The following is a 25,732-nucleotide window of genomic DNA, read 5'->3' on the forward strand; positions in this document are numbered from 1 at the left end:
ATGACGCCGCACCGCCCTCCGCCGCACCAGCGGTCGTCGGTGGAGGTCAGGCGGGCTGCTCGTTGCCACGGTGCGGCAATTTGCCCTGGGTATGCCTCTTTGATAACGCACCGAGTTAACCGAGGTGCATGCAATGGCGACTGAAAGGGAAATCCGCCGATACACGAACCGCAAGCTGTATGACAAGCAGCAGTCTCGTTATGTCACCTTGGACGACATCGCGGCGATGGTGCGCCAGGGCGAGGAAGTGCGCGTCATCGATAACGAGACCAAAGAGGATCTGACGGCCGTCACCTTCGCCCAGATCATCCTGGAGGAGGAGAAAAGAAAGACGCATCTCGTCTCGGTTCCCTTCTTGCGAAAGCTGATCCGCTCGGGCGAGGCGGCGGTGCAGGACCTCAGCGACAGGGCCTCGCGCGCCATCACCGAGCTCGGCGGGCTGACAGGCAGCGTCAGCGACCGCGTCCGTGAAGTGGTCGACGAGGGCGGACGCGCCGTGGAAGAGGCCATCGAGGAGAGCCGCGGCTTCATCGATGACCTGCTCGGACTTCCGCAGCGTCGCCTCGAGAGCCTTCGGGAGGAGGCGCGCAAGCAGGTGGACTGGATCCGCCAGTCGCCGTCGCTCCAGCGCGAGATCGAGCGGCTCGAAAAGAGCATCCACAGCATCGAACAGATGCTGGCGCGCCTGCGCGCCGGCGAGGACGAAGAGAGCATCCGTGCGTCGCAGGCCGCCGCCGAGAACGGCCATCGTACCGTCGTCGACGACGAGGTCGCTGCGGGCGACGTGGACACCACCAGCGAAGCTGGCGATTCCACCATCGAGGAGCGGCGCAAGGCCGAAGGCTGAGCACGCGCAGCTGCGCGTGAATCTTTACAACCATCTCTCGCGTCGGTAGAACCGATAGGCCGATGGCCAAGTCTTCCCGCTCACGTCGACAAGAGAAACACGCAGACGAATCGCACCCGCTCCTCGAGCGGCTCAAGGAGATCGCCAGCGCCAGCGGCCTCGAAGTGCGCGAGGAGAGGCTCTACCGAGAGGTGGGCTATTCCGTGCGCAGCGGCCTGTGCCGGGTCGGCGAGCAGGAGGTCCTCCTGCTCGACAAGAACACGGCGGCCGGCGACCGCGTCGAGGTGCTGTGCTCGGTGCTGTCGGAACGCGATCTGGACTCGGTCTTCATCGAGCCGGAGCTGCGACGGCAGATCGGCGGTCGTGCCCTGCTGGCCGACGAGGCCGGGCCGGCTCGCTGACGCTTCGGCCCATGTCATGGAAAGGCTGGAGAAGTTTCGCGAGTTCATCCGCGAGCGCGGACTGAAGTCGACGCGCCAGCGCGACGAGATCGCGAGCTGGTTCTTCGGCCACAAGGGACATCTCAGCGCCGATCAGATCTACCGGGAGGTCAAGGAGCTCCACCCCGGCATCGGCTTCTCCACGGTCTACAGGACCATGAAGCTGCTGGTGGAGGCGGGCCTGGTGTCCGAACGCCATTTCAGCGACGCCGAGGCGCTCTACGAGAACGTCGTCGGCCACCACGACCACTGCATCTGCACCTCATGCGGCAAGATCATCGAGTTCGAGAACGAGAGAATCGAGGAGCTCCAGCGGTCGGTGGCCGAGAAGCACGGCTTCCTGCTCAAGAGCCACAAGATGGAACTGTACGGCCTCTGCCAGACGTGCCGGGTCCGCGAACCGTAGGCGACACGAAAAAGGCCGGACATCTTGCGATGTCCGGCCCCTTTCGAGCCGCCGGCCGCGGCTCCGCGATCTTCGCTGCGGCGGCGCCGGCCGCCGCAGCAAGACGTCCTCTCCCCATCACAGCAGCGGGCAGATGAGCTCCACCGTCTGTCCGACCGCCGACTGCAGCGTGCGCAGCGAGTCGCTCGCCAGCACGACGCCGTTGTCGTCGGTGTCGCAGACCACCAGTGGACAGTCGACGTCGGCGCCGACCGCGTTCTGGAGGATCAGAAGCGAATCGCCGGCCAGGACGCTGCCGTCTTCGTTGGCGTCGCCGCAGGTATGCTCGGGCTCCTCGCCGCTGGAGCACTCGATCTTCGACACGCTGATCGTGGGCACGGGCACGATGTCCTCGACGTCGCCATTGGTCGCCTTCTTGGCCGAGACCTGGAAGTCGCTGGCCACCGGGTCGTCGCCGACCGGGATGAAGCGGCAGGTCGCGATGGCGGCAGGCGTGGCAAAGCCGGTGGGGTTGATCAACGCCGCCAGAACCTTGCGCTGCGCCTCGATGTCGTTGTAGCTGGCCAGCGTGCCCGCCGGCAGCGTGTCGCACTCGACGCCGCCCGCAGAGCCGGCGAACTCGCCGGACGCGTTCGGATACAGAATCTGCCAGTCCAGGGCCAGGATGGTGTTGGCGCCATTGAGCCGGAACGTGACGTCGCAAGTACGCGCCGGCAGGTCCAGCGTCGAAGTCGTCGTCGACGACGTCGTGGTCGTCGTCTGGACATCGCCGCAATCGGGCAGCGAGACGGACACGGCGGCATCAACGGCTTCATCGTTCGTGTCGGTGGCTTCGAGCACCGTCACGACGAAATCCTCGAGCGTCAGATTGTCGTCGGCATCCTCGAACTGGCAGTAGGCCAGGTCGTGCGGGCCCTGCATGCCCGAGATGCTGATGAAGCTCAGGTTGAGACGGCTCGCCTGGGCGTTCACTCCGAACGATCCGAGTGAATCCGGCATGACGTTCGTGCATCCGCCATGGATGTCGACGAAGTGTCCGGACTGGTAGTTGACCCGCACCGTCAGCGACGCGAGCGAAACCTCCTCTTCGAGACTGACCGCGACGGTGCAGGTACGAGCCTGCGCCTGTCCGGCAAACGACAGAAGAGTGATGGTCGCGGCCGCCCCGGCAACCGCGAAGAAACGAACCCGAAATAGCACTTTTCCCCGTCCTCCAGAATCTGGTGGACGAGGCGACCCCGAACAACGGCAATACTGCCGCATTCCCGTCGCGAAATCGATGGCTCGCGAACAGGCGGAACGCTTTTTCTGCGCAGGTTTGCTCTCGTCTGAGGCAAACGAAGCGCGAAGCGATTCACGTCAGGGCGAACAGCGATGCGGCGTTGACCGCGGTGGCTTCGATCACTCGTTCCACCGAGGTGCCGCAAGCCGACGCGAGCATGGCCGCGACGTGCGCTACGTATGCTGGCTCATTGCGTTTTCCGCGGTGCGGGACCGGCGCGAGATAAGGGGAATCGGTCTCGACCATCAACCGATCCAGAGGCAATCGCGAGGCCGTCTCCCGCAACGAGGCTGATTTTGGGAATGTTAAGATTCCCGAGAACGAGACGACCAGCCCGTAATCGATGTACCAGCGCGCATCTTCGTACGTGCCGGTGAAGCAATGAACCACGCCGCGCACGCCGCCGGGCGCTTCGCGCGTGAGCACGGCGCGCATGTCGGCCTCCGCATCGCGGCAGTGAAGGACGATCGGCTTGTCGAAGCGCAGGGCCAGTGCCACGTGCCGGGACAGTGCCTCACATTGAGCCATCTTCGGGCTGTGCTCGTAATAGTAGTCGAGGCCGGTCTCTCCCACGGCCACGACCTGCGGCTGCTCGAGGAGCGCCTCGATGCGGCCTTCGGTGGCATCGTCATACGTGGAGGCATCGTGAGGATGGATGCCGGCGGTCGACCGCAGCAGCCGGTTCGTCCGTGCCAGCTCGGCCGCCGCTTCGCTGGCCTCGATGGGACCGCCGCCCCCTACGGCCACGATGTGCGTCAGCCCCGCTTCCAGCGCCCGCGAGATGACCTCCTGGCGATCATCATCGAAGCGCGGGTCGGTCAGATGACAGTGCGTATCGACGAGGCCGACGGCGGGCGCGCGAGACGTCATGAGGCTACTCGTGCCCAGGCCCTAGGCCTTGGGCACCTCGATGCGGGGGAACAGGGGTTGAGGCTCGCCGACCTGGTGTCCGGCGCGGAACGTTCTCCGCCACGGCGCCGGCGCCTCGGCCAGCTGCCCGGGGTCGGCGCGCAGGAGCCCGGCGATGGCGGCCGACGTCTCGGGCATGAACGGCGCGATCAGCCGCGCCAGGTGGCGGAGCGCATCGCACAGCACGTGCAGGATCGCGCCGACCCGCGGACGCTCGCGCTCGTCCTTCCACAGCTTGAACGGCGAGGTCTCGACCACGTACTTGTCGCACGCCGCCACCGCCTTCCAGATCTCCTCGAGCGCGACGTGGAACGCCGCCTTCTCGAGCGCGGCCACCGCCCGCTTCTCGGCCTCCAGGAACGCCTGTTCCAGGGCGACGTCGGCCGCGCGCTCGGTCTCCTCGCCGATGGGCTGGATGCGCCCGTCGAAATACTTGTGCTGCATCGACAGCACGCGGCTGACCAGGTTTCCGGCGCCGTTGGACAGATCGGCGTTGAAGCGGGTGACGAATGCGTCCTCGGTGAACGAGGCATCGGAGCCGAAGGCCATCTCGCGCAGCAGGAAATAGCGGAAGCCGTCCATGCCGAAGCGCTCGCGCATTTCGAGCGGCCGGATCACGTTGCCGAGCGACTTGGACATCTTCGACTCGCCCATGTTCCAGTAGCCGTGCACGTAGAGCCTCTCGTAGACGGGCAGGCCGGCTGCCATCAGCATCGTCGGCCAGAAGACGGCGTGCGGCTTGAGGATGTCCTTGGCGATGAAGTGGCGCGCGCAGCGCCAGTAGCGCTCCCAGCCTTCGCCCTTGGCATGCCGCAAGGCGCTGACGTAGTTGATGAGCGCGTCGAACCAGACGTAGCAGACGTAGCGGTCGTCGAAGGGCAGCTCGATGCCCCAGGTCAGACGGCTCTTGGGGCGCGAGATGCACAGGTCGCCGATCGGCTCGCGCAGCAGGCCCAGCACCTCGTTGCGATACCCCGCCGGAACGATGAGGTCGGGGTTGCCCTCGAGGTGATCGAGGAGGGCCTGCTGATAGCGGCTCATGCGGAAGAAGTAGTTCTCCTCGCGGATCCACTGCGGCACCGTCTGATGGTCGGGGCACTTGCCGTCGACCAGCTCGCGGTCGGTGTAGAACCGCTCGCAGCCGGTGCAGTACTGGCCGCCGTACTCGCCGAAGTAGATGTCGCCGGCGTCGTAGACCTTCTGAAGGACCTCGCGCACGAAGGCCACGTGGTAGTCGTCGGTGGTGCGCACGAAGTGATCGTAGGCGATGCCGCAGGTGTTCCACGTCGAGCGGAACAGTGCGGACACGTCGTCCGCGTACTCCCGCGGCGCCTTGCCGCCGGCCTCGGCGGCCTGCGCGATCTTGTCGCCGTGCTCGTCGGTGCCGGTCAGGAAGAAGACGTCGCGGCCCATCGAGCGGTGGAAGCGCGCCAGCGTGTCGACGACGACGGTCGTGTAGGTGTGGCCAAGATGCGGCGCGGCGTTGACGTAGTAGAGAGGGGTCGTCAGCTCGATGCGGTCGGCCATGACACGTCAGGCTCGCACGTTCGCCAGCAGGTCGCGAATGACCAGGCGCGCGTTGGCATTGCGCTCGAGCGCACCGATGGTCCACTCGATGCGGCGGGCGTGGTCGAGAAGCGCGCGAGCGTCCGCCGCGGTCGCGGCTTCGAGGATGGCCGCCAGCGCCGCCGATGGCTCGTGCCGGGAATGTCCGAGGCTGCGCTGCACCTTGGCCAGCTGCCATTCGAGCAGATCGCCGAGGGCGTAGCCGGACTCCTTGCGCGCCATCAGCGTCTGCAGCATCGCGTCGATGTCGGTGGTTCCGGCGATGACGCCCTCGAAGGTGAGGAGCACCGTCTCGCGGTCGGCCAGGCCGTCGGCGTCGTAGCAGAGCGCGCGCGCCACGCTCCCCCGCGAGCAGGCTGCCGCGGCGACGGCTTCTTCGTCGCCGCGCCCCAGCCGTCGCAGGACCTCCAGCACCTCGCGCTCCTCGAGGCAGCCGAACGTCAGATGACGGCAGCGCGAGCGGACCGTGGGCAGCATCGCCGAAGCGTTGTCGGCCACCAGGATGATGACGGCGAACCCCGGGGGCTCCTCGAGAAGCTTCAGGATCGCGTTCTGCGCGTCCACGGTCATCGTGTCGGCGCTGCGGATGATGCCCACGCGCGGTCCGCGGCGCGACGGCCGCAGCGCCAGGCTGCGCGCGAAGGCGCGGCTGTCGTCGATACCGATCGAGCTCTTGTCGGGGGCCGGCGCCGCTTCGACGACGTCGGGATGGACGCCGCCGGCAATCAGGCGGCAGCTCTCGCAGGGCGGGCTGCAGTCTCCGGTGGTGTCGCACTGCAGCAGCATCGCCCACCAGCGCGCGACGACGTACTTGCCGACGCCCGAGGGCCCCGAGAAAAGCCACGCATGATGCAGGCCGAGGTCGCTGCCCCCGGCCAACCTGCGCGCCTGCTCGCTCAGCATGGCGCGGATCCGCTCGTGACCGACAGGATCGCGCGTCACGGCGCCTCGTCAGTGGATGCGGCGCGCCGCGAGCGTCGCGTCGACCGCGGCGATGCAGCACGAGCCGACTTCCTCTTCGGCCAGGTCGCCATCGATGCGCACGAAGCGCTCGGGGAACCTGCCGGCGAGCGCGGCAAATCCATCACGGATGCGCTGGTGGAAGCTCAGCGGCTCGGCCTCGAAACGATCGCCGGGGCCGGCGGCGCGTCGCTTGGCGCGCCCCAGCCCGAGGCCGATGTCGCAGTCGATCCACAGCGTCAGGTCGGGCGTCAGGCCATGGGCGGCAAAGCCGTTCAGGCCGATGAGCGTATCGAGATCGTGCCCGCGGCCGTAGCCCTGGTATGCGAGCGTGGAGTCGCTGTAGCGGTCGCAGACCACGATTTTTCCGTCCTTCAGGGCCGGCCGCACGACCGTTGCCACGTGCTGGGCCCGGTCGGCCAGAAACAGCATGAGCTCGGCGGTGGCGTCCAGGACGTTGGCCGGATCCGCCAGCAGCTTGCGGATGCCCGCCGTAACAGGAGTGGCGCCGGGCTCGAACGTCAGCACGACCTCGTGGCCACGGGCGGTAAGGTGGTCGGCTATGCGTTTGGCCTGCGACGATTTGCCGCAGCCTTCGATGCCTTCGAGGGTGATGAACAGCGCCACGCTGAGCGAGTGTTTCTGCGGAAGTCCGCTTTGGCAACCGCGGCTCAGGAGCAGCGTGCAGGGTCGGCGAGGGTTCGCTCGATGGTGCGCACGGCCTGGCCGCACGTCGCTGCGGCGCGCAGCACGCACCAATTCGGACCGCGACGGACCAGCCGCACCTCGAGGCTGCCGACGCGTGGCCCGATCAGCGCTGCCGCCGCGGACGCGTCGGCTGTCGGCGCATCCAGCGCAAGACCACCGAGCGCCGCGTAGCGCGCGCACAAGACGTCCTGCCGGGCGCGCAGCTCACCTGCGAGAACGGCTGCTCGCGTGACCGCGGCCGAGGCGAGCGAGGCGCCTGCGGCGGTCAGCAGGATCGTTACGAGCAGGGCGGCGCCGCGCTCGCTCGCCCGGCACCGCCGGCTCATGGAGCGAGCGACGCCGGCAGCGCGAACAGCCAGAGACGACGCTTCCTGCCCGGACCATCGCGCAACTCGAGCTCGACCATCGTGGCGGCGGACGGCGCCGATGCGGCGCCGTCGCGGCCCACGACGCGCAGCCGTCCCGTTGCATCGCCGCGTTCGACGATGGTCATTCTCTGCTTTCCGAGGCGGTGGCGGATGCGCAGGTCGCCGCCGGCCGCCATCAGCTCGAGGGCCGTCGTCTCGGCACCCGACGGCTCGACGTCGCCGTCGCCGTCGAGGTCCGCTTGGAACACCACTCGTTCCTCTTCGGCTTCGGCGATGGCGTGCGGCAGCCCGGGCCCGCTCCCGGCCGACAGAGCGGCGCGATCGACGAGGTGCTCGAGCAGGCGCTCGACGAACAGCTCGGACGTCAGTGACGTGGCAGCCGCCGCCAGCCGCGCCGTGCTCGCAAGCGCGGCGATGGTGGTCGCCAGCATGGCACCGGTCACGGCCAGCGCAGCGGTGGTCTCGAGCATCCCCGGCATCGCTCATCCGGTGGCGCAGCTCGGCTGCCGCACCAGCGTGTCCAGGCGGATGCGAAGCGGCGATGGCGGGGCGGTGACGGTCACGCCGACGCGATCCACCGAAAGCGACGCCAGCGGCGTCGTCGCCAACTCGCACTGGAAGTCGGGCGGGCACTCGTAGGCCTGCGCGCACGGCGAGCCGATGCGGCTTTCGAGGGCGTTGCGCGCGACGTCCAGCGCCAACCACGCCGAGCGGGTTTCGTGGATGATGCGTGCGCCGGTCTCCATGGCAGCGGCGATGCCAGCGATGGCGATGCCGCCGACGGCAAGTGCCATGACGCTTTCGAGCAGAGTGACGCCGCGCTCGCTGGCGCGCCGCTGTCGGTGCCTGGTCCGCAGCATGCTCGCGCGTCGGTGCCGCTGCGTGTTCGGTATGGGATTGCAGGGACGGTCCGTATCGTCGTTGCCCATGATCATTGCTCCTGCCCGTTCATCGGACGACACCGCGCTGGTTGACCACGACGGTGGCCGTGGCCGCACCGGCGGCCAGGGTCACCGTGGCGTTGTCGGCAAGGCCGCTGGCGCGAAACTCGATCGTGCCGTCGGCCGGGGCCGCCGTGATCGCGACGCCGTCGGCGAGGCGACGCTTCCTGGCTCCCGGCTGCAGCACGACCGATCCGCTGCCGGCGGCAAGCTCCACCTGCACGTTGGACTCGCGCTCGTAGGCCCGCCGCCGAGCCTCGGTCAGCGCATCCAGCACGGCCATCCGGCTGGCCTCCACAGCCACCGATGCCGCCAGCGGCCGCACGCCCGCCGCGGTCAGGGCCGCCAGCAGCCCCGCCACCGCCATCGCCATCGTCAGCTCCAGCATCGTCGCACCTCGCGTCAGCCCCGGTCGCATGCGTCGCTCCTCGAGCACGTCAATGCCTCGGCGACGGGCCTGCGGGCAATGCCCTTGATGTCATGACGTGCTAAGAGCCGCGCGTGCGCGACCCACGTCTGCTCGATCTGCTCAGCGACCGTTCCATCAGCCTGACAACCGGCGTGTTCGATCCACTGTCGGCGAGGATCGCCGAGCGCGCCGGCTTCGCCGCGGCGATGCTCAGCGGCTATTCGGTCGCTGCGACGCTGCTCGGCGAGCCGGACATCGGCATCCTGTCGCAGACCGAGATGCTCGAAGTGGCACGACGCACCGTCTCCGCCGTGCGGATGCCGATCCTGGTGGACGGCGACACGGGCGGCGGCGGCGTGCTCAACGTGCAGCGGCTCGTGCGGGAGCTCGTCGGCATGGGCGCCGCCGGCGTCTTCCTGGAAGATCAGGTGTGGCCCAAGCGTTGCGGCCACATGCGCGGCAAGTCGGTGGTGCCGATGCAGGAGCACGTCGAGAAGCTGCGCGCCGCCGCCGAAGCCAAGGGCGACGCCGACTTCATCATCGTGGGACGCACCGACGCACGCGCCGTGCACGGTCTCGAGGATGCCATCCGGCGCGCGCACGCGTACAAGGCCGCCGGCGCAGACGTGCTCTTCGTCGAAGCACCGCAGAGCGTCGAGGAGATGCGCCGCATCACCGGCGAACTGCCTCCGCCGCTGCTCGTCAACATGGTCGAAGGCGGTCAGACGCCGCTGCTGCCACTGGGCGAGCTGGAGGGGCTCGGCTTCGAGATCGCGGTGTATCCGGTCAGTGCGGTCCTGGCCCTCGGGCGCACTCTGGAGCGGGTCTACGGCTACCTGGCGCGCCAGGGCGACACCGCCGGAATCGGCGGCGAGCTCATGGGCTTCGACGAGTTCGCGCAGCTGCTCGGCATCGAGGAGCGGCGGGCATCGGCTGAGCGGTTCGGCAGCGAATGACGCTGCGCGTGGGTGCCCGCCGGGCGAGCGCCAACGGGTTTATTTCTCGTCGGCTCCCACGATCGCTCCGTCTCGATCGGGCAAAACTTCATCGCCCTTCCTCCTGACTCCCGCGTTCCCGTTTAACGTGGGACCGGTGACAGTGACCGCCGCGACACCTCCGGCATCGTACCGGGGATCGCGCGTCCTACGCGACAGAGGTGCCTCGATGAAGTCTCGCTCGATCCTGATGCTACTCGCTTCGATTCTCGTCTGCGTCCCGTCTGCGGCACTGGCCGTGCAAGGCGATTGCGGCCAGCCGGTCAGCAATGGAGAGGACCGCACCACCAGCGACGCCCTGTTCGTGCTGCAGGCGGCCGTGGGCTCCCAGGAGTGCGAGCTGTGCGTCTGCGACGTCGACGATTCGGGCGAGATCGACACGAGTGACGCGCTCAACGTCCTGCGCGACGCCGTCGATCTGGACTCGGCCAGGGAGTGTCCCGAATGCGGCATCGACACCAGCTCGCAGTGTCCGGGCGTCGCGCAGTTCGCGCTGTTCTCCTCGGTGCGCGGGCCATGCACGAGCAACACCGACTGCGCCGCGTTCTCCGTCTGCGATCCCGATCTCGGCCGCTGCCGTACGGCAACCGACGTGGACGTGGGATGGACCGGCCTGGCGCACAACGCCGACACCGACGACCCCGTTCCGGCGCGTCTGTTTCTGGACTGCGAAGGCCCCGCGCCGTGCGGGCAGTGCGAGATCACCGGGCACGACCCCTCGCTCGGCAATTGCCGCTGCGCCGGCGACAACCGCACGCGCTGCTTCACGGTAGCCGGGCCGGACGAAGAGAACTGCGGCGGCGAGCAGTGCATCTGCTACTTCGGTCCGCCCATGCCGCTGTCGGCCGGCAACACGCCGACGTGCGTGCTCAACACGCTGGCCGGCCAGCCCGGGGGCACGGCCAACGTCGATGAGGGCTCGGGAAGCATCGAAATTCACCTGAACGAGAAAGTGCATCTCGGCATCGGGCTGACCACGCCGTGCCCGCTCTGCGTCAATGATCCGACTCCTGCCGACGGCATGCGCGGCGGCACGTGCATGGGCGGCGAGGACAACGGCGAGACGTGCGACGCGCAGGCCTACAACGCCACGTTCCCGCCGCCGACGGGCGGCTTCTACAGCCTGGACTGCATGCCGCTGGCCGGCGCGAACATCACCGGCTCCGGTCTGCTGATCGACGTGACGCTGACGACGGGTCAATCAACCCTGACGGCCGATCTGCCCTGCGCGGCCGACGGGCCCAATGCGGAGCTGGATTGCCACTGCCTGTCCTGCAGTGGGGACACGCGGCGCGGCTGCAGCAGCGACGCCGACTGCAGCGAGCACGACGCCGGTACCTGCTCGAGCATCGGGCAGCAGGGCACGCAGCCCCAGCCCAACGGCTGCACCGATCTGCTGTGCGAGGACGTGGGCGGCGGCGAAGGCACGTGCACGAACGGCCCCGACGATACCTTCTGCGCAGGCCTGGTCCGCGCGAACGGTGCAGGCTTCATCACGTGCAACAGCAACGAAGACTGCGACCCGGTGAACATCGGCGTCGACGCCGGCGACTGCACGCTGGTGGAGCGACGTCCGTGTTTCCTGGACACCATCGTTGCGCAGGGCGCGCCGCACCCGGTCATTCCGCTCGGTGCAGGGACGTTCTGCGCGCCGGCGACTTCGGCCGGCGGCGTCAACCTGGCGGCGGGCCTGCCGGGGCCGGGACGTCTGGAACTGCAGACGCTGGTGTCGCTGTTCTGCAAGAACAGCCCGATGACACAGTACCAGCCGGGAGTCGGCGGATGTCCGGCGCCGGAGTGACCGAAGTCCATTCAGCTTCTGCCGTTGGTGGCTACGACCACGGTTGAGCCTCGACGGCCGCCGCCGGGCGCTTGGATTGCGCACGGCGGCGCCTGCCGGCGGCATCGAACATGGCGCTCGCTCTGGCGGCTGCCGGAGCCGCGCGAACCCATCTCGCTCGAAAAAACATCCTTGTTGCAGCTTCGGCCGTGTGAGCAGATGCGACACGTTGGGGGAAGGCTGCCGTGGTCGCACGGCAGTACGTCGGAGGTTCGCTGCGCGGGGAGATTCCATGGCAAAGTTGTCTTGCAGCATCGCGGTCGCCGTCGGCGTCGCCTGGGCGGTGGCAGCTGCACCGGCGCTGGCCGGGCCGACGTCGGTCGTGCTCGTGTCGTGGGACGGCGCGCGGTACGACGTGGTGCAGGAGCTGCTGCGCTGGCAGCCGCTGACCGACGCACCGCTGCCGTGTCCGGCCAAATCGGCGCCGGCGCGAATGCCGACGCCATGCGGCCCGTACTGGAGCTGCCTTCCGACGCTGTGCACGTTCCAGATGGTCGAAAGCGCCGTCGTCTCCGGTAAGCCGCTGACGCGCGTGCAGCATGCGAGCATGCTCAGCGGCCAGCCGCCGGAGATCACGGGCGTCACCACCAACAACGGCGGCGGCACGATGCCGCCGGGGCTGAGCATCTACGAGCGACTGCACGCACGGCGTGGCGACGTCGGCTTCGCGCACGTCGGCAGCATTCGATACACCGTGACCGGCATCCTGGCCTGGGCACGCGATTCCGTCATCGCCCCCGGCTTCATCCAGTCGCGCGGCGGCCCCGACAACTTCACGGGCACGGCGGCCAACGAGCAGCTCTTTCCGCTGCTGCAGAGCCTGGCCGGCTCGCCGTTCTTCGCGTTCCAGCACCAGAAAGGCATCGACTGGAGCGGCCATCGCATCGGCGACGGATCGCCGCAGTACCGCGAGGCGATGATGCACGCGGACGACCGGTTGGCAGAGCTGCTGGAAGAGCTCGAGCGTCTGGGCGAAGGGGATACCGACGTCTACGTGACCACCGATCACGGATTCCAGGGCCGCACCCATCTCGGCCGCGTCCGTCGCAGCGTGGCACGGACGTGGTTCGCGTCGCGCAAGCGCGATCTGCGCTGCTTCGCCCGCGGCGATGTGCTCGACGTCGCGCCCACGGTCCTGCACGCCTTCGGCATCGATCCCGCCAGCGAGGGCGATCTTGGCGGCCGATCGTTTCTGGATCCGGCACGCGTGGCCAAGTGCACCGACCCGACCTGCGGCAACGGCATCGTCGAGCCGGGAGAAGATTGCGAAGGCGGTGTCACCGCAATCGAGACTTGCGAGACGCTCGGCTTCCTGCGCGGCTCGCTCGGCTGTACGGCGGATTGCGCGTTCGACACCAGCGAGTGCGCCGATGGCGTGGCGTCGGCGCGCCTGTCGCTGCGCGGGTCGGACGAGGACACCCGCTCCATCGACCTGCGCCTGACCGACCGCAACCGTGGCGGGCCCGAAGTCGACCCGAAGAGACAGAAGATGGAGGTCACGATCCTGGAGGAGGGACAGGAGATCTGGCGCGCGAGCATCGATGCGGGCGATCAGGGATGGAGGGCGGATGCCGGGCTGATCTGGAGCGCGCCGCGCGGGAGCCGCGCCGACGGTCTCGACAGCGTCCGCATGTCCGACCCCGACCACCGCATGAAGCTCATGCTGCGGGCGAGCGAGGCGCCCATTCCTGCGGATTTCGGCCCGGACGCCGTTCGGGTCGTGCTGCGCGTCGGTGCGGAGCGACTGGAGATGGACATGACTTGCCTGCTCGGCAGCTCGGTCGGATCGTACGACTGCGAGAGCGCGTACGACGAGGAGCTGGCGCTTGCCGCGCATGCCGATTGCGCGCATGCAGGCGCCTCTGCCGGCGGGGCGCCGTAGTCCGCCACGAGGGAATCGTCACTTGCGCCGATCGATGCGACTGTTTCTGGCCTGCCTGTGGGTGCTGGCCGCCTCGGCGGCAGACGCACGTGCCGCGCTGAAGCCGTCGATCCCGGAGGTGCGCGTGACGCCCGAGGCGCCGGGGCACGTGCTCGAAGCCGGATCCATTCACGCGCTGCCCGATGGGCGGGCGCTGGTCGTTTGGACGAGCGAGCAGCCAGATGTCTGGGTCAGGACCGCATTCGGCCGCATTGTCGGGAGCGACGGCCGTCCACAAAGCTTGGCGTTCCAGCTCAACGACGTCACCGGCACCGCGCCCGGCTCGCTCGGCAGCGTGGCGGCGGCGGTGGCTGCGGACGGATCGTTCCTGGCTGCCTGGCAGGCGCGCGATCCTGACGACGAGGACGCGTGGCGAATCTACGTGCGCGCCTTCGACGCCGCCGCCGCCCCGCAAGGGCCCGAGATCGCGGTCAATGAAGACGACGTCCTCGATGCGCTCGCGGGCGTCGTTTCCCTTGCCAGCGGCCAGTACGCCATTCTCTGGTCCACGGAGACCGGCGCGGGCAGCACTGTTCAGCTTCGCCGCCTGGCCATCGACGGTACGCCGCTGGCCCCGGCCGTCATCGTCGATGCGGCTGCGGCCGGCACCGAGCAGACGGCGGCGCTGGCGCTTGCGGCGGCCGGGGACGCGGCGATCGTCGCGTGGCGGCACGGCATTCGCGTCGGCGGCACGGGCGACTACGACGACGTCAACTACATCGGCTCCTATGACGGCAGCGGCAATCCTGTTGCCGCTGCGTTCGCCTTCGAGGATCCGCCCGTTGGCGGGCGCGTCTACAGGATGTCGCTGGTGCTGGACGGCGGCGGAGATCTCGCCGCTGCATGGTTCGTGTCCGATTCGTACACCGGCCTCTGGCGGGCCCGCCGGCTGGCGCTGGACGGCACCGTGCTGGGCGAGCTCGAGAGGCCGTCCGAGCAGCACTTCGCACTGAAGGCGACGCCGGGCGGAGAGCTGGTGGCCGCATGGAACGATTTGCCGGAAGACTTCATCTACCAGTCCTTCACGCAGGGCTATGCGGGCGACGGCACGCTCGCCGATGCGCCGGTCGCCATCGTCGATGACCTGTATCTGACGGCCAGCTACCAGGGCGAGCTCGCCCACTTCGACCTCAACGGCTCCGGCAGCGTCTGGGCGCTCATCGCCGAGCGACGCAGCGACCCCGACGTGCAGGATGTGTCGGGTTATTTCGTCCGTCGCATCTGCGACGGTTCCGACGCCACCTGCAGGCTCTGTCCCGACTTCGACGACGCCATCGATTCGGACGGCGACGGCGTGGCCGACGGCTGCGATCCCTGCACGAACGTCGGTGGCGCGCAGGACGCATCACGGCGCGCGGTCATGGTCTCGTTCGGCGGCGAAGAGCCCGATCCGGCAATCATCGCCGTGCGCGACAATCGGGTCTCGCTGCGCCACCGCGTCGTGCTGCCGCCTTCGACCAGCTTCGCCGCGCTGCCCGTGGAGGAGAAAGGCGTACGATTGCGCATCGAGAGCGTGCGCGGCGGCGCGATGGTCGACGTGACGCTGCCCGGTGGAACGTTCACGGGCGCCGACACTGCGGGATGGCTGCGCAGGGGCAGCAAGGTCATCTACCAGGATCGCACCGCCACGCCCGTCAACGGCCTGCGCCGCGTCGTCCTGAAGGACCTCACGGTCGTGCAGCCGAACCTCGTCGCGGTTCAGATGAAGGCGGCGGCCGGCACCTACGCCGTCGACGGCAACCTGCTGCCGCTGTCCGCGGTCGTCACTCTCGGCGGGCACGAAGAAGCCGACGCGGGCATGTGCAGCGAATCCAGCTTCGATCCCGAGGATTGCGTGGCCTTCGGAACTCTCGTGCGTTCGACCGTGCAGTGCGCGGCGCGATGACCGGCGCAAAGTAGGCGGCCGTGGTCGCGCCGGGCAGCGCGCCCGCCGCCGCCGGCGCGGCGGTCGGCACGCACCCAGCGTGAAGCGTTTTCGCCGCGTGGACTCTGCGTCGCTGCCTCGCTACTAGGCGAGGCATGGATCTGAGCTACGGCCCCAAATACGAAGAGTTCCGCCAGCAGGTGCGCGACTTCCTGGCTGCGCACGCCAACGACGCTCCGCGTGCGGGCGTCGGCTTCGGCGAGGGCATGGCGTCGATCCGGGGCTGGCAGAAGACGCTGGTCGAGAACGGCTATGCGTCGCGCACCGTCCCGCGCGAGTACGGCGGCTTCGGCGCCAGGCCCGACCTTCTCGAGAACATCATCATCGACGAAGAGTTCCGCAAGGCCGGTATCTCGCGCGGCATGACCAATCAGGGAATCAGCATGTTCGTGCCGACGCTGCTGCAGTACGGCACCGAAGAACAGAAGCGCCAGTACATCGGACCGACCATTCGCGGCGAGATGATCTGGTGCCAGGGATACAGCGAGCCCGGCGCCGGCTCCGATCTCGCCAGCCTCAAGACCAGCGCCGTGCTCGACGGCGACGAGTTCGTCGTCAACGGGCACAAGATCTGGACGAGCACGGCGCGCGAAGCGCAGATGATGTTCGCGCTCATCCGGACCGAGCCGGAGGCGCCCAAGCACAAGGGCATCAGCTATCTGCTCATCGACATGAAGTCGCCGGGCATCACGATCCGGCCGCTGGTCATGATGACGGGGCAGGCCGGCTTCAACGAGGTCTTCTTCGACAACGTGCGCGTTCCCCGGCGCAACCTGGTTGGCGAGCGCGGGCAGGGCTGGGAAGTCGGCAAGGCCACGCTGATCCACGAGCGCAACATGCTGGGCGCGGCCGATCACACCGAGGACATGCTCTACCGCTGCATCGACGTGCTGCGCGACTACGGCGTCGCCGACCAGCCCGTCTTCCGCGACCGCATGATGAAGATCGCCGCGCGCGTCTATGCGATGAAGTACCACTCGCTGCGCATGCTCACCGACCGCCTGCGCAAGGCGCCGCCGAGCGCCGCTTCGCTGATCACCAAGCTCAACGGCTGCCAGCTCAACCACGACGTCTGCAAGCTGGCCATCGATGCGATGGGCGAAGCCGGCGTGCTGCGCCGCGGCTCGCCGCGCGTGCGCGACGACGGCTCGTGGCAGACCGAGTACATGTTCCAGCTCGGGCTGATCATCGGCGGCGGCACCGCGCAGATCCAGAAGAACATCATCAGCGAGATCGGGCTCGGCATGCCGCGCGAGCCGAAGACGGCCAAGGGAGTCTAAAGTCGTGGACTTCGGACTATCGGAGGATCAGCAGCTCTTCGCGCAGTCTCTTCGCGGGTTCCTGTCCGACCGCGTTCCCATGGACCGCGTTCGCACAGTCATGGAAAGCGCCAGCGGCCACGACGCCGTTTTGATCGCGCAGCTGGCCGAGCAGGGCGTGACGGGCATTCTCGTCCCGGAGAAGCACGGGGGCAGCGGCCTGGGGCTGCTGGATGCAGCCATCGCGGCGCAGGAGCTGGGACGGGCGGCCACGCCGTTCTCCTTTCACAGCGCCGCCGTCGTAGCGCCGCTGCTGCTCGCGCAGGCGGGCAACGAAGAGCTGACGGGACCGTGGCTGTCGCGCATTGCCGAAGGCAAGGCGCTGATCGGGCTTGCTCTTGCCGCACCGGCGCTGCGCGGCGGCACGTTGAGCGGGACGGTCGGCTTCGCGATGGACGCGGCCTCGGCCGATGCTCTGCTGGTCGTTGCCGGCAGCGGTTCCGACACGCGCGTGCTGCTGCTGCCGCGCGACACTCCGGGCATGACGGTGACCGCGCTCTCGACGGTCGACGACACGAGGCGCGTCGCCGAGGTCGGTTTCGAGAACGTCGCCGCCGAAGGGCATGTCCTCGAGCTTGCCGACGCCGCGACGGCGGTGGAACGCGCGGTGGATGCGGGTCGCGTCGTGCTGGCGGCCGATGCGCTTGGCGCCGCCGAGCGCTCGCTCGAGCTGGCCGTCCAATACGCGTTGACACGCGAGCAGTTCGGCCGCGTGATCGGCTCGTTCCAGGCCGTCAAGCACATGTGCGCGGAGGTCTTTGCGGAGGTCGAGCCGGTGCGGTCGCTGCTGTGGTATGCCGCCTTTGCGTGGGACGATGGCCGCGAAGACGCGGCCACGATGGCGGCGCTGGTGAAATCGCACGGGACCGAGGCTGCCACGGAGGCCACCACTACCTGCATCCAGGTGTACGGCGGCATGGGCTTCACCTACGAGTGCGACATGCACGTGTGGTTCAAGCGTGCCGGCTACGACCGCCAGATGCTCGGCGGCCCCTCGGCGCTGCGCGAGAAGGCGGCCGCCGCTCTGATCGCCTGACGGTTCGCGCTCCACTCGCTCCGACGAACGACACCCGCCTGAGCCGCAGATGTCTTCCGTCATGAATGTCCTGCTCCCGCGCGTCGTCGGTTGGGCATGGCGGGACGCACGAGAGAAGCGGGAGACTGGTCATGAAGAAGCTGCTGGCCGCGATCGTTGCGGCCTTTGCCCTGGTGATGGTGGAAATGCCTACCGACGCTGAAGCGCATGGCTGGAGGCACCGACGGCCCCGAGTCGTGAGCTACTACCGCGTGCCGCGCTACCGGCACTACTACCGGCCTGCTCCGGTCTACTATCGACCCGCGCCGGTCATCCATTACGCTCCACGGCCGGTGTTCGGCGTCAGCTTCTACGCTCGATAGAGTTCAACAACGCGCGTCGGCTCATCGAGCGAACCCGAGCTGGAAGTAAGGCGCCTTCAGCGCCCCTTCCAGTTCGGCTTTCTCTTTTCTGCAAAAGCGCGCGGGCCTTCCACGAAGTCTTCGGATTGGAACAGCTCGCTGACCGCGGGGTAGTGCGCCTTGACGGCCTCCTCGAGCGGACGGCCGAGGCTGAGCGTGGCGACCTGCTTGGTCGCGCGCACCGACAGCGGCGCGCACTCCAGGATCTCGTTGGCCCACGCCAGTGCGCGCTCGAGCGCCTTGCCTGGCTCGGTCACTTCCTGAACCAGGCCGAGACGGTGTGCCTCGGCCGCGTCGATGTGGCGGCCGGTCAGCATCAAGCCCATGGCGTTCTTCAGGCCGATCTGACGCGGCAGGCGGTGCATGCCGGTGGCGAGCGCGGCCAGTCCCACGCGCGGCTCGGGCAGGCCGAGCTTGGCGTTCGAGGAGGCGATGATGATGTCGCAGGCGAGCGCGATCTCGAACCCGCCACCGAGCGCGACGCCGTTGACGGCGGCGATGACGGGCTTCCACAGATCGAAGCGGCTGGTCAGGCCTCCGAAGCCGCGCGGCGGGATCTCGAGCTTGCCCTGGTTCTGCGCCGTCCACTTCAAATCGTTCCCCGCCGAGAACGCCTTCTCGCCGGCGCCGGTGACGATGGCGACCCACAGGTCATCGTTGGCCGCGAAGTCGTCGAAGGCCTGTCCCATCTCGATGTTGGCGGGCGGATGCAACGAGTTGAACGACTCGGGCCGGTTTATGGTGACGATGAGGATGCGGCCTTGCGTTTCGACCGTAATGAATTCGTAGCTCATTGCTGAATCCTTGGCGGACGCGCATAGCGCGCCATCTGCTTCGTTGCAGCCCTCGGGGCTCGCTGCGGCGGGCCTCCAGCCCGCCTGCGCTCGCGCCTCGGTCTGCGCCTCGCATCTGGCACACTCTGCGCGCCCGCTCGTGGGTTCGCGGCGGACGCGCATAGCGCGCCATGTCCTTTGCTTGCAGGCCTCGGGCGCTGCGGCGCGGGTCGACGTACCCCTGCGATGATGTTTGCGCAAGCCGGCGGTCAGAACAGCGAGACGTGCTCGAGGTAGAGCTCGACGACCTGCGGACCTGCGATCATGTACAGGAACGCTCCGAAGGCGAGGAAGGGCCCGAACGGTATCGCCATGTCGAGCTTTCCCTTGCGCGCCAGCATCAGGAACAGCCCGATGATGGAGCCGGTGATGGCGCCCACCATGAGACTGAACAGGGGCGCCTGCCATCCCAGGAAGCCGCCGATCATCGCCAGCAGCTTGACGTCGCCGAAACCCATTCCCTCCTGCCCGCGCATGCGCTCGTAGGCCCAGCCGAACGCCCACAGCAGGCCGCCGCCGATGACGATGCCGGCCAGCGAGCTGCTCAGCGGAACGTGCCCGACGAAGAAGGCGGCCGCCGGCGCGACCAGGAGCGAAGGCAGCGTGATGCGATCGGGAATGATGAAGTAGTCGATGTCGATGAACGTGATGACGATCAGCGCCGACGTCAGTGCCAGGTACAGCGCCGTCTCGCGCGGCGGCAGGCCGCACGCGACGATCACGCCGAACAGCAGCCCCGTCAGCGCCTCCACGAGCGGATAGCGCGCCGAGAAGCGGTCGCCGCAGGACCGGCAGCGGCCGCGCAGGAGGAAGTAGCTGAGGACCGGGACGTTGTCGTACCAGGCGATCGGCTCCTTGCACCTTCGGCAGTGCGAAGGCGGCGTGACCACCGACTCGTCATCGGGCATGCGGTAAATCGCCACGTTCAGGAAGCTGCCGACGATGAGGCCGAAGAGAATTGCGAAGAGGATGATCACGTCAGGCTCGAGGCGCTGCGGCGGTGTCGAGCCGACTATAGCCGGGCTGGCCGAGGGGGACGAATCAGCGCCGCCATCATTTCCGTACTCCGCTCCGGTGCGGCGACCGCCGGATCGTGCCCGCCGCATTGGCCGGCGCCATGGCTGTCGCCCAGCCCTGCCGCACCGGCCGCGCCAGCCACACCCGCAGCCGGCTCAGCGCGGAGTGGAAGTCATCGGCGGATCGGTGCTGCTGTCCCAGTGGAATTCGCGTGCGCCTGCCGGATGCGTGGCCGTTGCCGCCCATGCGGTTTCGTCGGCGGAATCGATCGACAGCTCCACTCCTTCGGAGACGCTGAAGCCGGACAGGTCGGTGGCATCGGAGGCGTAGTGGGCGTTGGTGGCGCGAAACAGCTCCTGCGCGGCCGCCAGGTTGCGCAGGTCCTGCTGCGAGCGCGTGTCGTAGGCGGCGGCGCGAAACTCGCTGAACCGAGGCAGCGCGGCCGCCACCAGAATGCCGAGTATGGCTACGACGACGAGCAGCTCGAGCAGGCTGAAGCCGCGGTGCGCGTGCGTGGCCAGGGCCGACGGTGCGCCGACCTCGCCGGCGTGCCGCGCGCGCGCGTTCCGTGATGATGCGGTCGCAGGTGCCTTCATGATGTCCCTCCAAGCAGGAGCGAGGCCGATCCGAGCATCGGCTGATACAGCGCCATCACGCCGCCGCCCACGGCCGCCGCCATGACGACGACTGCCGCCGGCTCGGCCAGGCGGCACAGGCGCGACAACGCGTGATCGGCAGCGGCGCCTTCGAGCGCCGCCAGCCGCGTGAATGCGGACGCGTAGTCGCCGGTGGCCTCGGCGATCTCCAGCAGCGCGGTGGCATCGCCGCTGCGGTCGAGCAGCGCCGCGTTCCAGCAGCGCGACATCGGGGCGCCGCGCCGCAACGAGCGCAGGCAGCGCGACAGGCGCCCGGAAATCACGCTGTTGTCGGCTGCCGAGGCGGCAAGACGCAGCGCCTCCTCGAGCTCGCAGCCCGCGTCCAGGAGGACGGCAATCAGCGCGCAAGCCGAGTGAAGCTGCCGCGGCGCCGTCAGCCCACGCAGCACGGGAAGCCGCAGCAAGGCCAGGTCGAAGAGGCGGCGGCAGCGGCGGCTGCGCGCCCGAGCGACCGCCGCGGCACCGACCGCAGCCGCCAGCCACGCAGCGACGACGATGGCATTGCGCTGAACCCAGACGCCGAAGGCCAGCAGCATTCGCGTCGTCGCCGGCAGCTCGGCGCCGCGGTCGGAGTAGAGGCTGGTAAAGGCAGGAAGAACCGAGATCGAAAGGAACGCCAGCGCGGCCAACGCTCCGGCGACCAGCAGGCACGGGTACGACAGCGCCGACACGAGGCGCCGCGCGCCGGCCGACTGCTGCTCCATCTGCGAGGCGAGCAGCATGAGTGCACGTGCCGCGGCGCCGCCGGCCTCGCCGGCGCGCACCACGGCGACCTCGACGTCGCGAAAGGGAAGGTCGTCGGCCTGCATCGCCGCCGACAGCGCCGTGCCCCGTTGCACGGCCGTGTTCAGGCGCGTCAGACAGACATTGCCGCCGCGCGCCGAGGAGGCGATGGCTTCGCTGGTGGTCATTCCGGAGGCGGTCAAGGCGGCGATGCGCGCGATCGCCGCCGCGGCCTCGCGGCGGCTGACGGGACGGCGCCGAGCTGCGGCCGCTGCCGCGCCGTGCGTGCGCCGACGCAGGCGCAGCTGGCGCGCATCGGCTTTCGAGGCGCCGCCCGCCACGGGAGCGCGGGAACGCGTCAGGCGCATGACGGACCCTTCTCCTCGCCGGGCTGCGGGCAGTGCGCGAGCGTCTCGCCGAGCGACGTCTCGCCGGCCAGCACGTGCGAGAGGCCGCAGGCGCCGAGGCTGCCGGCGGCGAACGGCTCGGGGGCCAGCTCCGCGCACGCGGCAACCTCGAACAGCGCGAGCCGGCCGCGAAAGCCGACGCCGTCGCAACGATCGCAGCCCACCGGTGCCGCCACCGCCGCCGGCGCGCGCAGCCCCGCCAGTGCGAAGAGACGCCCGTGCGCGCTCGGCACTGCCGCCGTGCTGTGGCAGTGCGAGCACAGCCGCCGCACCAGGCGCTGCGCGATGACCAGAGAGATGGTCGCGCGCACCAGGTAGTCGGGCACTCCCATCTCCGGCATGCGCAGCAGCGCCTCGCGGGCATGGCTGGCGTGCACGCTCGACAGCACGAGGTGTCCCGTCAGCGCCGCGCGGCAGGCGATGCGCGCGCTGTCGGCGTCGCGGATCTCTCCGATCATCAGCACGTCCGGGTCCTGGCGCAGGAGCGCGCGCAGAGCGACCGCGAACGTGCGGCCGACGTCCTCGTCGACCGGCACCTGCGAGACCCCTTCGACGTCGAGCTCGACCGGATCCTCGACGCTGACGATGGAGCGCGACGGGCGCCGCAGATGTGATAGCGCGGCATAGAGCGTGGTGGACTTCCCGCTGCCCGTGGGGCCAGCCACGATGACCAGGCCGTTCGAACGTGACAGCGCGCGGTCGAGGCTCGCGCGCTGCGCCGGTTCCATTCCGAGCTCTTCGAGCGTGCGCGCGGCGTTGCCGTGGGGGAGGAGCCGCAAGGCGATCTTTTCGCCTCGGGCCACCGGCAGGAACGCCGCGCGCACGTCCACGCGCCTCCGGCCCGACTCGAAGCTGAAGCGTCCATCCTGAGGTACGCGTCGTTCGGCCAGGTCCACGCGCGAAAGAAGGCGGATGCGGGCGAGAAGGGACGGCACGAGCGCCGCCGGCGGCGGCTCGAGGTCGCGCAGGTGACCGTCGATGCGCATGCGCACGCGCAGACCTTCGCGGTCCGGCTCGAAGTGAAGGTCGGATGCCTCGGCGCTGGCCGCGGCCGTCAGGTAGGCGTCCAGGAGGCGCACTGCAGGGGCGCCTCCTTCGTCATGGCGGGCAGCGTACCTGTCTCGAGCGGTGCCGTTGGCGGCGGAGAACACGGACGACATGCACGCGATGCTAGGGCGGCCGCGCATGCCGGCTCAACGACGAAGATGTGATGAAGAGCGGGAGTTGCGGCGCGGCTACAGCTGCACCGCCCGGTGTCCCTTCTCCGCCAGCATTGCCAGGATGCTGTCGCGGCCGAGCAGGTGGCCGCTGCCGACGACGACGAAGTAGGTGCCCGTGCCGCTGAGGTACCGCTCGACGGCTTCGGTCATCTTGCGATTGCGCTGCGTGAACAGGCGATCGTAGAGCATGGGGTTGGCACGCCGCAGCGGCTCCACGACCAGATCGGTGATACGCTCGCCGTCGCCGCGCTTCCAGGCATCCTGCGCGCGCTGAATGGCTGCCGGCAGCTCGTGCATGTTGCGCACGGCGTGCTCGAGCGACGCCAGCTGCGCCTCCTCGGGCATGTCACGGAAGATGGCGACCTGATCGAGCATGGTCTCCAGCGTCTCGACCTTCTTCCGGCCGGCCATCCGCCGAAGGTGCTCTTCGATTCCCCACTCGGCCTTGTAGCCGGCCGCCGCCAGCGCCACGTTCGTCAGCGTCAGGTAGGCGTACCACGGACGCATCTTCCAGATGTCGGACAGCTCGGGGGAGTCCTTGCGCTCCTCGATGATCCGCTCCAGCGCCTGGCGCGTGGAGGCGTCGATGTGGCGGTCCAGCGAGTCGCCTTGCGGATAGGTTCCGTAGACTTCCAGCAGGCGCTTGGACTGCTCTTTCCCCACCGGCGAGACGTCGAGCTCGGTCACCAGCACGCTGGAAGCATGAAAGGCGTTGCGGATGCGCGGATCGAGCGGGTACAGATCGGCGCTGGCGACGTGGATGGAGCCGAGCAGGTAGACGGTGGCCGAGCTCGACGTCACCTTCCACAGCAGCACGCCGGTGTTCTTCGGCTCCGACTGCGGGTGCTCGTTCAGAGCTGGGGCAGGCGGTGCCGCCGGCACCGCCGGGACGACATCGCCCGGACGCGCGTCGCCGGTTCCGGGCGTCGTCAGTTCGCGCGCAGTCTCTTGCGCGCCGGTGACGGCGGGGGCGCAGACGAGCAGCAGAAGGGCGAGGGCGGAAGTTGCGGTCCTCTGCATGGGCTGTGCGACTGTCCTATTCGGGCGGCAGCTTCCAGTAGAAGGTGGCTCCGGCGCCGGGCTCGCTTTCGGCCCAGATCTTGCCGCCGTGTCTTTCGATGATGCGCCGCACGATGGCAAGACCGACGCCCGTGCCTTCGTATTCGGACGCGCCGTGCAGCCGCTGGAAGACCCCGAAGATCTTCTGCGCGTACTCCATCTCGAAGCCGATGCCGTTGTCGCGAATGAAGTAGACGACCGCGCCGTCGCGGGCAGCCGCGCCCACCTCGATGGCCGCGGGGCGGCGCGCGCGGCTGTACTTGACCGCGTTGCTCAACAGGTTGACGAACACCTGGCGCAGCAGCGCCGGATCGGCCGTGCACGGGGGCAGATCGCCCAGCGTGATGACCACCTCGCTTTCCGGCAGGCCGGCGCACGCGATCTTCAGCGCCTCGCGCGCCAGCGCGAGCGTCTCGACGGGCTGCTTGTTCAGCGATTGCCGTCCCAGACGCGCAAACGCGAGCAGATCGTCGATGAGACGGTCCATCGTGACAGCCCGATCGTTGACCGCCTGCAGGTACTGGCGGCCCTCATCGTCGAGAGCCGCTGCGTGCTCGTCCAGGAGCAGGCGCGTAAAGCCCGAGATGCTGCGCAGCGGGGCGCGAAGATCGTGCGAGACGGAGTAGGTGAAGCTCTCGAGATCGCGCGCGATGGCCGCCAGCTCGAACGTCCGCTCGGCCACCCGCCGCTCCAGGTCGACGGCCAGACGCCGGTTCTCCTCCTCGGCGAGCTTGTGCTCGGTGATGTCGCGGTAGTTGAACACCAGCGCTCCGACCGCTTCGTCGTCGACGAGATTGGTGATGGCCGAATCGACCCATCGCCAGCTGCCGTCGGCGTGGCGCAGGCGGTAGCGGGCGCGAGCCGTTGCGCCGTGCTTGCCGATGACTTCGCCGAGAGCCTGCATCAGCGCGGGAAGGTCTTCACGGCATACGTTGCCATAGGCGGGCTCCCCGATGCCGGACTCCGGATCGTGGCCGAGAATGCGTGCAACCGCCGGGCTGCGGTAGAGCAGCATGCCGTTGGCACCGACGAGCGCGGTGCCTTCGGTGGCGTGCTCGATCAGGGCGCGGAAGCGGCGCTCGCTGCGCTGGACCGAGTCGGTGGCGGTGATGGCGGCCGTGACGTCGGTGAACAGAAGCGCGATGTGCGGGATGTTGCCGTGCGAATCGGGCAGCGGAAGCGTGACGACGTCGATGGCCACTCGCCGCGCGTACGTAACGCGCACGTGCTCGAGCTGCCTGGCATCGTACCAGAACGGCCCGAAGCGCCCGGTGTGGCCGGCGAAGGCCTGCCGAACGGCCAGCATGCCGCCGCGGCGCTCGAGGTTTTCGTCGCGAAAGACGTTGTAGTCAGGCGGCGGCTCGGCTCCGAACATGTCGCGGAAGGCGCGGTTGACCAGGAGCGACTTGCCGCTGGCGTCATAGATCTGCAGGCCGATGGGCGCGTGCGCGAACAGCAGCTCGAGCAGGCGCAGCGGATCGTCCATCGCCCGCAGGCGCTCTCGAATCAGCCTCAGTTCGTCCATCGACGTCAGGTTCGTCCGAA

General features: G+C 68.8%; 26 protein-coding genes. 10 read left to right on the plus strand and 16 right to left on the minus strand.

Going from position 1 to position 25,732, the window contains the following annotated elements; translation table 11 throughout:
• Nucleotides 1–133 precede the first annotated feature (133 nt).
• From VEC57_05450 to VEC57_05460, 3 genes are all read left to right on the plus strand, one after another.
• Complete coding sequence (locus VEC57_05450; protein HYB98563.1) at nt 134–847, plus strand: polyhydroxyalkanoate synthesis regulator DNA-binding domain-containing protein; 714 nt, start codon at nt 134–136, stop codon at nt 845–847.
• A gap of 62 nt (nt 848–909) precedes the next feature.
• Nucleotides 910–1,248, plus strand: coding sequence for a hypothetical protein (locus VEC57_05455; GenBank protein ID HYB98564.1), 339 nt, complete (start codon nt 910–912; stop codon nt 1,246–1,248).
• Nucleotides 1,249–1,264: 16 nt separating this feature from the next.
• On the plus strand, nt 1,265–1,693 hold the full coding sequence (locus VEC57_05460; protein ID HYB98565.1) for a Fur family transcriptional regulator: 429 nt from the start codon (nt 1,265–1,267) through the stop codon (nt 1,691–1,693).
• A 117-nt stretch (nt 1,694–1,810) separates the two neighbouring features.
• Here VEC57_05460 and VEC57_05465 read toward each other — a convergent pair whose 3' ends face one another.
• The 9 genes from VEC57_05465 to VEC57_05505 form a co-directional block, all read right to left on the minus strand.
• Nucleotides 1,811–2,893 carry a hypothetical protein gene (locus VEC57_05465; GenBank protein ID HYB98566.1) on the minus strand — a complete coding sequence of 361 codons (1,083 nt, stop codon included), beginning with the start codon at nt 2,891–2,893 and terminating at the stop codon, nt 1,811–1,813.
• Between the two features lie 154 nt (nt 2,894–3,047).
• A complete protein-coding gene (locus tag VEC57_05470) occupies nt 3,048–3,845 on the minus strand; it encodes a TatD family hydrolase (GenBank protein HYB98567.1) in 798 nt (265 codons plus the stop codon).
• 21 nt (nt 3,846–3,866) lie between these two features.
• Entirely contained in the window at nt 3,867–5,411 is a 1,545-nt protein-coding gene (gene metG, locus VEC57_05475) for a methionine--tRNA ligase (GenBank protein ID HYB98568.1), read from the minus strand.
• Between the two features lie 6 nt (nt 5,412–5,417).
• Complete coding sequence (locus VEC57_05480) at nt 5,418–6,392, minus strand: hypothetical protein (GenBank protein ID HYB98569.1); 975 nt, start codon at nt 6,390–6,392, stop codon at nt 5,418–5,420.
• A gap of 9 nt (nt 6,393–6,401) precedes the next feature.
• Nucleotides 6,402–7,037, minus strand: a complete 636-nt coding sequence (tmk, locus tag VEC57_05485; protein ID HYB98570.1) for a dTMP kinase — start codon at nt 7,035–7,037, stop codon at nt 6,402–6,404.
• 44 nt (nt 7,038–7,081) lie between these two features.
• Nucleotides 7,082–7,444 carry a hypothetical protein gene (locus VEC57_05490; protein ID HYB98571.1) on the minus strand — a complete coding sequence of 121 codons (363 nt, stop codon included), beginning with the start codon at nt 7,442–7,444 and terminating at the stop codon, nt 7,082–7,084.
• Complete coding sequence (locus tag VEC57_05495) at nt 7,441–7,956, minus strand: hypothetical protein (GenBank protein ID HYB98572.1); 516 nt, start codon at nt 7,954–7,956, stop codon at nt 7,441–7,443. The genes VEC57_05490 and VEC57_05495 overlap by 4 nt, the downstream gene beginning before the upstream one ends.
• A gap of 12 nt (nt 7,957–7,968) precedes the next feature.
• Nucleotides 7,969–8,415: a prepilin-type N-terminal cleavage/methylation domain-containing protein gene (locus VEC57_05500; GenBank protein HYB98573.1), complete on the minus strand. Its 447-nt coding sequence runs from the start codon at nt 8,413–8,415 to the stop codon at nt 7,969–7,971.
• 19 nt (nt 8,416–8,434) lie between these two features.
• Nucleotides 8,435–8,845 (minus strand): hypothetical protein, encoded by a 411-nt coding sequence (locus tag VEC57_05505; protein HYB98574.1) that lies wholly within the window; start codon nt 8,843–8,845, stop codon nt 8,435–8,437.
• An 83-nt stretch (nt 8,846–8,928) separates the two neighbouring features.
• Here VEC57_05505 and VEC57_05510 point away from each other — a divergent pair, with 83 nt between their 5' ends.
• The 7 genes from VEC57_05510 to VEC57_05540 all read left to right on the plus strand — a co-directional run bounded on the left by VEC57_05510 (nt 8,929) and on the right by VEC57_05540 (nt 18,233).
• The gene (locus VEC57_05510; GenBank protein HYB98575.1) at nt 8,929–9,792 is read left to right on the plus strand and encodes an oxaloacetate decarboxylase; all 864 of its coding nucleotides are present in this window, start codon (nt 8,929–8,931) and stop codon (nt 9,790–9,792) included.
• 208 nt (nt 9,793–10,000) lie between these two features.
• Nucleotides 10,001–11,632 carry a hypothetical protein gene (locus tag VEC57_05515; GenBank protein HYB98576.1) on the plus strand — a complete coding sequence of 544 codons (1,632 nt, stop codon included), beginning with the start codon at nt 10,001–10,003 and terminating at the stop codon, nt 11,630–11,632.
• A 271-nt stretch (nt 11,633–11,903) separates the two neighbouring features.
• Complete coding sequence (locus VEC57_05520; protein ID HYB98577.1) at nt 11,904–13,553, plus strand: alkaline phosphatase family protein; 1,650 nt, start codon at nt 11,904–11,906, stop codon at nt 13,551–13,553.
• A 34-nt stretch (nt 13,554–13,587) separates the two neighbouring features.
• Entirely contained in the window at nt 13,588–15,477 is a 1,890-nt protein-coding gene (locus VEC57_05525; protein ID HYB98578.1) for a hypothetical protein, read from the plus strand.
• Nucleotides 15,478–15,611: 134 nt separating this feature from the next.
• The gene (locus VEC57_05530; GenBank protein HYB98579.1) at nt 15,612–16,796 is read left to right on the plus strand and encodes an acyl-CoA dehydrogenase family protein; all 1,185 of its coding nucleotides are present in this window, start codon (nt 15,612–15,614) and stop codon (nt 16,794–16,796) included.
• Between the two features lie 4 nt (nt 16,797–16,800).
• A complete protein-coding gene (locus VEC57_05535; GenBank protein ID HYB98580.1) occupies nt 16,801–17,871 on the plus strand; it encodes an acyl-CoA dehydrogenase family protein in 1,071 nt (356 codons plus the stop codon).
• A 131-nt stretch (nt 17,872–18,002) separates the two neighbouring features.
• Entirely contained in the window at nt 18,003–18,233 is a 231-nt protein-coding gene (locus VEC57_05540; GenBank protein ID HYB98581.1) for a hypothetical protein, read from the plus strand.
• A gap of 56 nt (nt 18,234–18,289) precedes the next feature.
• Here VEC57_05540 and VEC57_05545 read toward each other — a convergent pair whose 3' ends face one another.
• From VEC57_05545 to VEC57_05575, 7 genes are all read right to left on the minus strand, one after another.
• Nucleotides 18,290–19,066, minus strand: coding sequence for an enoyl-CoA hydratase-related protein (locus tag VEC57_05545; GenBank protein HYB98582.1), 777 nt, complete (start codon nt 19,064–19,066; stop codon nt 18,290–18,292).
• A gap of 248 nt (nt 19,067–19,314) precedes the next feature.
• On the minus strand, nt 19,315–20,082 hold the full coding sequence (locus VEC57_05550; protein HYB98583.1) for a prepilin peptidase: 768 nt from the start codon (nt 20,080–20,082) through the stop codon (nt 19,315–19,317).
• 195 nt (nt 20,083–20,277) lie between these two features.
• A complete protein-coding gene (locus VEC57_05555) occupies nt 20,278–20,718 on the minus strand; it encodes a type II secretion system protein (protein ID HYB98584.1) in 441 nt (146 codons plus the stop codon).
• Entirely contained in the window at nt 20,715–21,869 is a 1,155-nt protein-coding gene (locus tag VEC57_05560; protein HYB98585.1) for a type II secretion system F family protein, read from the minus strand. The genes VEC57_05555 and VEC57_05560 overlap by 4 nt, the downstream gene beginning before the upstream one ends.
• Nucleotides 21,860–22,987 carry a GspE/PulE family protein gene (locus VEC57_05565; GenBank protein ID HYB98586.1) on the minus strand — a complete coding sequence of 376 codons (1,128 nt, stop codon included), beginning with the start codon at nt 22,985–22,987 and terminating at the stop codon, nt 21,860–21,862. The genes VEC57_05560 and VEC57_05565 overlap by 10 nt, the downstream gene beginning before the upstream one ends.
• A gap of 156 nt (nt 22,988–23,143) precedes the next feature.
• Nucleotides 23,144–24,148, minus strand: coding sequence for a TraB/GumN family protein (locus VEC57_05570; GenBank protein ID HYB98587.1), 1,005 nt, complete (start codon nt 24,146–24,148; stop codon nt 23,144–23,146).
• A gap of 16 nt (nt 24,149–24,164) precedes the next feature.
• A complete protein-coding gene (locus tag VEC57_05575; protein HYB98588.1) occupies nt 24,165–25,712 on the minus strand; it encodes an ATP-binding protein in 1,548 nt (515 codons plus the stop codon).
• Nucleotides 25,713–25,732: the final 20 nt, after the last annotated feature.

This window comes from Candidatus Limnocylindrales bacterium, from assembly GCA_035626395.1.
Lineage (GTDB): Bacteria > Desulfobacterota > Binatia > UBA1149 > CAITLU01 > DASPNH01.

Bases quoted from the DNA above. Each gene is read 5' to 3' on its own strand.
- VEC57_05570 (HYB98587.1), bottom strand. From the start codon at position 24,148: ATGCAGAGGACCGCAACTTCCGCCCTCGCCCTTCTGCTGCTCGTCTGC.
- VEC57_05525 (HYB98578.1), top strand. From the start codon at position 13,588: ATGCGACTGTTTCTGGCCTGCCTGTGGGTGCTGGCCGCCTCGGCGGCA.
- VEC57_05460 (HYB98565.1), top strand. From the start codon at position 1,265: ATGGAAAGGCTGGAGAAGTTTCGCGAGTTCATCCGCGAGCGCGGACTG.
- VEC57_05545 (HYB98582.1), bottom strand. From the start codon at position 19,066: ATGAGCTACGAATTCATTACGGTCGAAACGCAAGGCCGCATCCTCATC.
- VEC57_05490 (HYB98571.1), bottom strand. From the start codon at position 7,444: ATGAGCCGGCGGTGCCGGGCGAGCGAGCGCGGCGCCGCCCTGCTCGTA.
- VEC57_05575 (HYB98588.1), bottom strand. From the start codon at position 25,712: ATGGACGAACTGAGGCTGATTCGAGAGCGCCTGCGGGCGATGGACGAT.
- VEC57_05500 (HYB98573.1), bottom strand. From the start codon at position 8,415: ATGGGCAACGACGATACGGACCGTCCCTGCAATCCCATACCGAACACG.
- VEC57_05495 (HYB98572.1), bottom strand. From the start codon at position 7,956: ATGCTCGAGACCACCGCTGCGCTGGCCGTGACCGGTGCCATGCTGGCG.
- VEC57_05555 (HYB98584.1), bottom strand. From the start codon at position 20,718: ATGAAGGCACCTGCGACCGCATCATCACGGAACGCGCGCGCGCGGCAC.
- VEC57_05560 (HYB98585.1), bottom strand. From the start codon at position 21,869: ATGCGCCTGACGCGTTCCCGCGCTCCCGTGGCGGGCGGCGCCTCGAAA.
- VEC57_05470 (HYB98567.1), bottom strand. From the start codon at position 3,845: ATGACGTCTCGCGCGCCCGCCGTCGGCCTCGTCGATACGCACTGTCAT.
- VEC57_05520 (HYB98577.1), top strand. From the start codon at position 11,904: ATGGCAAAGTTGTCTTGCAGCATCGCGGTCGCCGTCGGCGTCGCCTGG.
- VEC57_05450 (HYB98563.1), top strand. From the start codon at position 134: ATGGCGACTGAAAGGGAAATCCGCCGATACACGAACCGCAAGCTGTAT.
- VEC57_05455 (HYB98564.1), top strand. From the start codon at position 910: ATGGCCAAGTCTTCCCGCTCACGTCGACAAGAGAAACACGCAGACGAA.
- VEC57_05515 (HYB98576.1), top strand. From the start codon at position 10,001: ATGAAGTCTCGCTCGATCCTGATGCTACTCGCTTCGATTCTCGTCTGC.
- VEC57_05540 (HYB98581.1), top strand. From the start codon at position 18,003: ATGAAGAAGCTGCTGGCCGCGATCGTTGCGGCCTTTGCCCTGGTGATG.
- VEC57_05505 (HYB98574.1), bottom strand. From the start codon at position 8,845: ATGCGACCGGGGCTGACGCGAGGTGCGACGATGCTGGAGCTGACGATG.
- VEC57_05530 (HYB98579.1), top strand. From the start codon at position 15,612: ATGGATCTGAGCTACGGCCCCAAATACGAAGAGTTCCGCCAGCAGGTG.
- metG (HYB98568.1), bottom strand. From the start codon at position 5,411: ATGGCCGACCGCATCGAGCTGACGACCCCTCTCTACTACGTCAACGCC.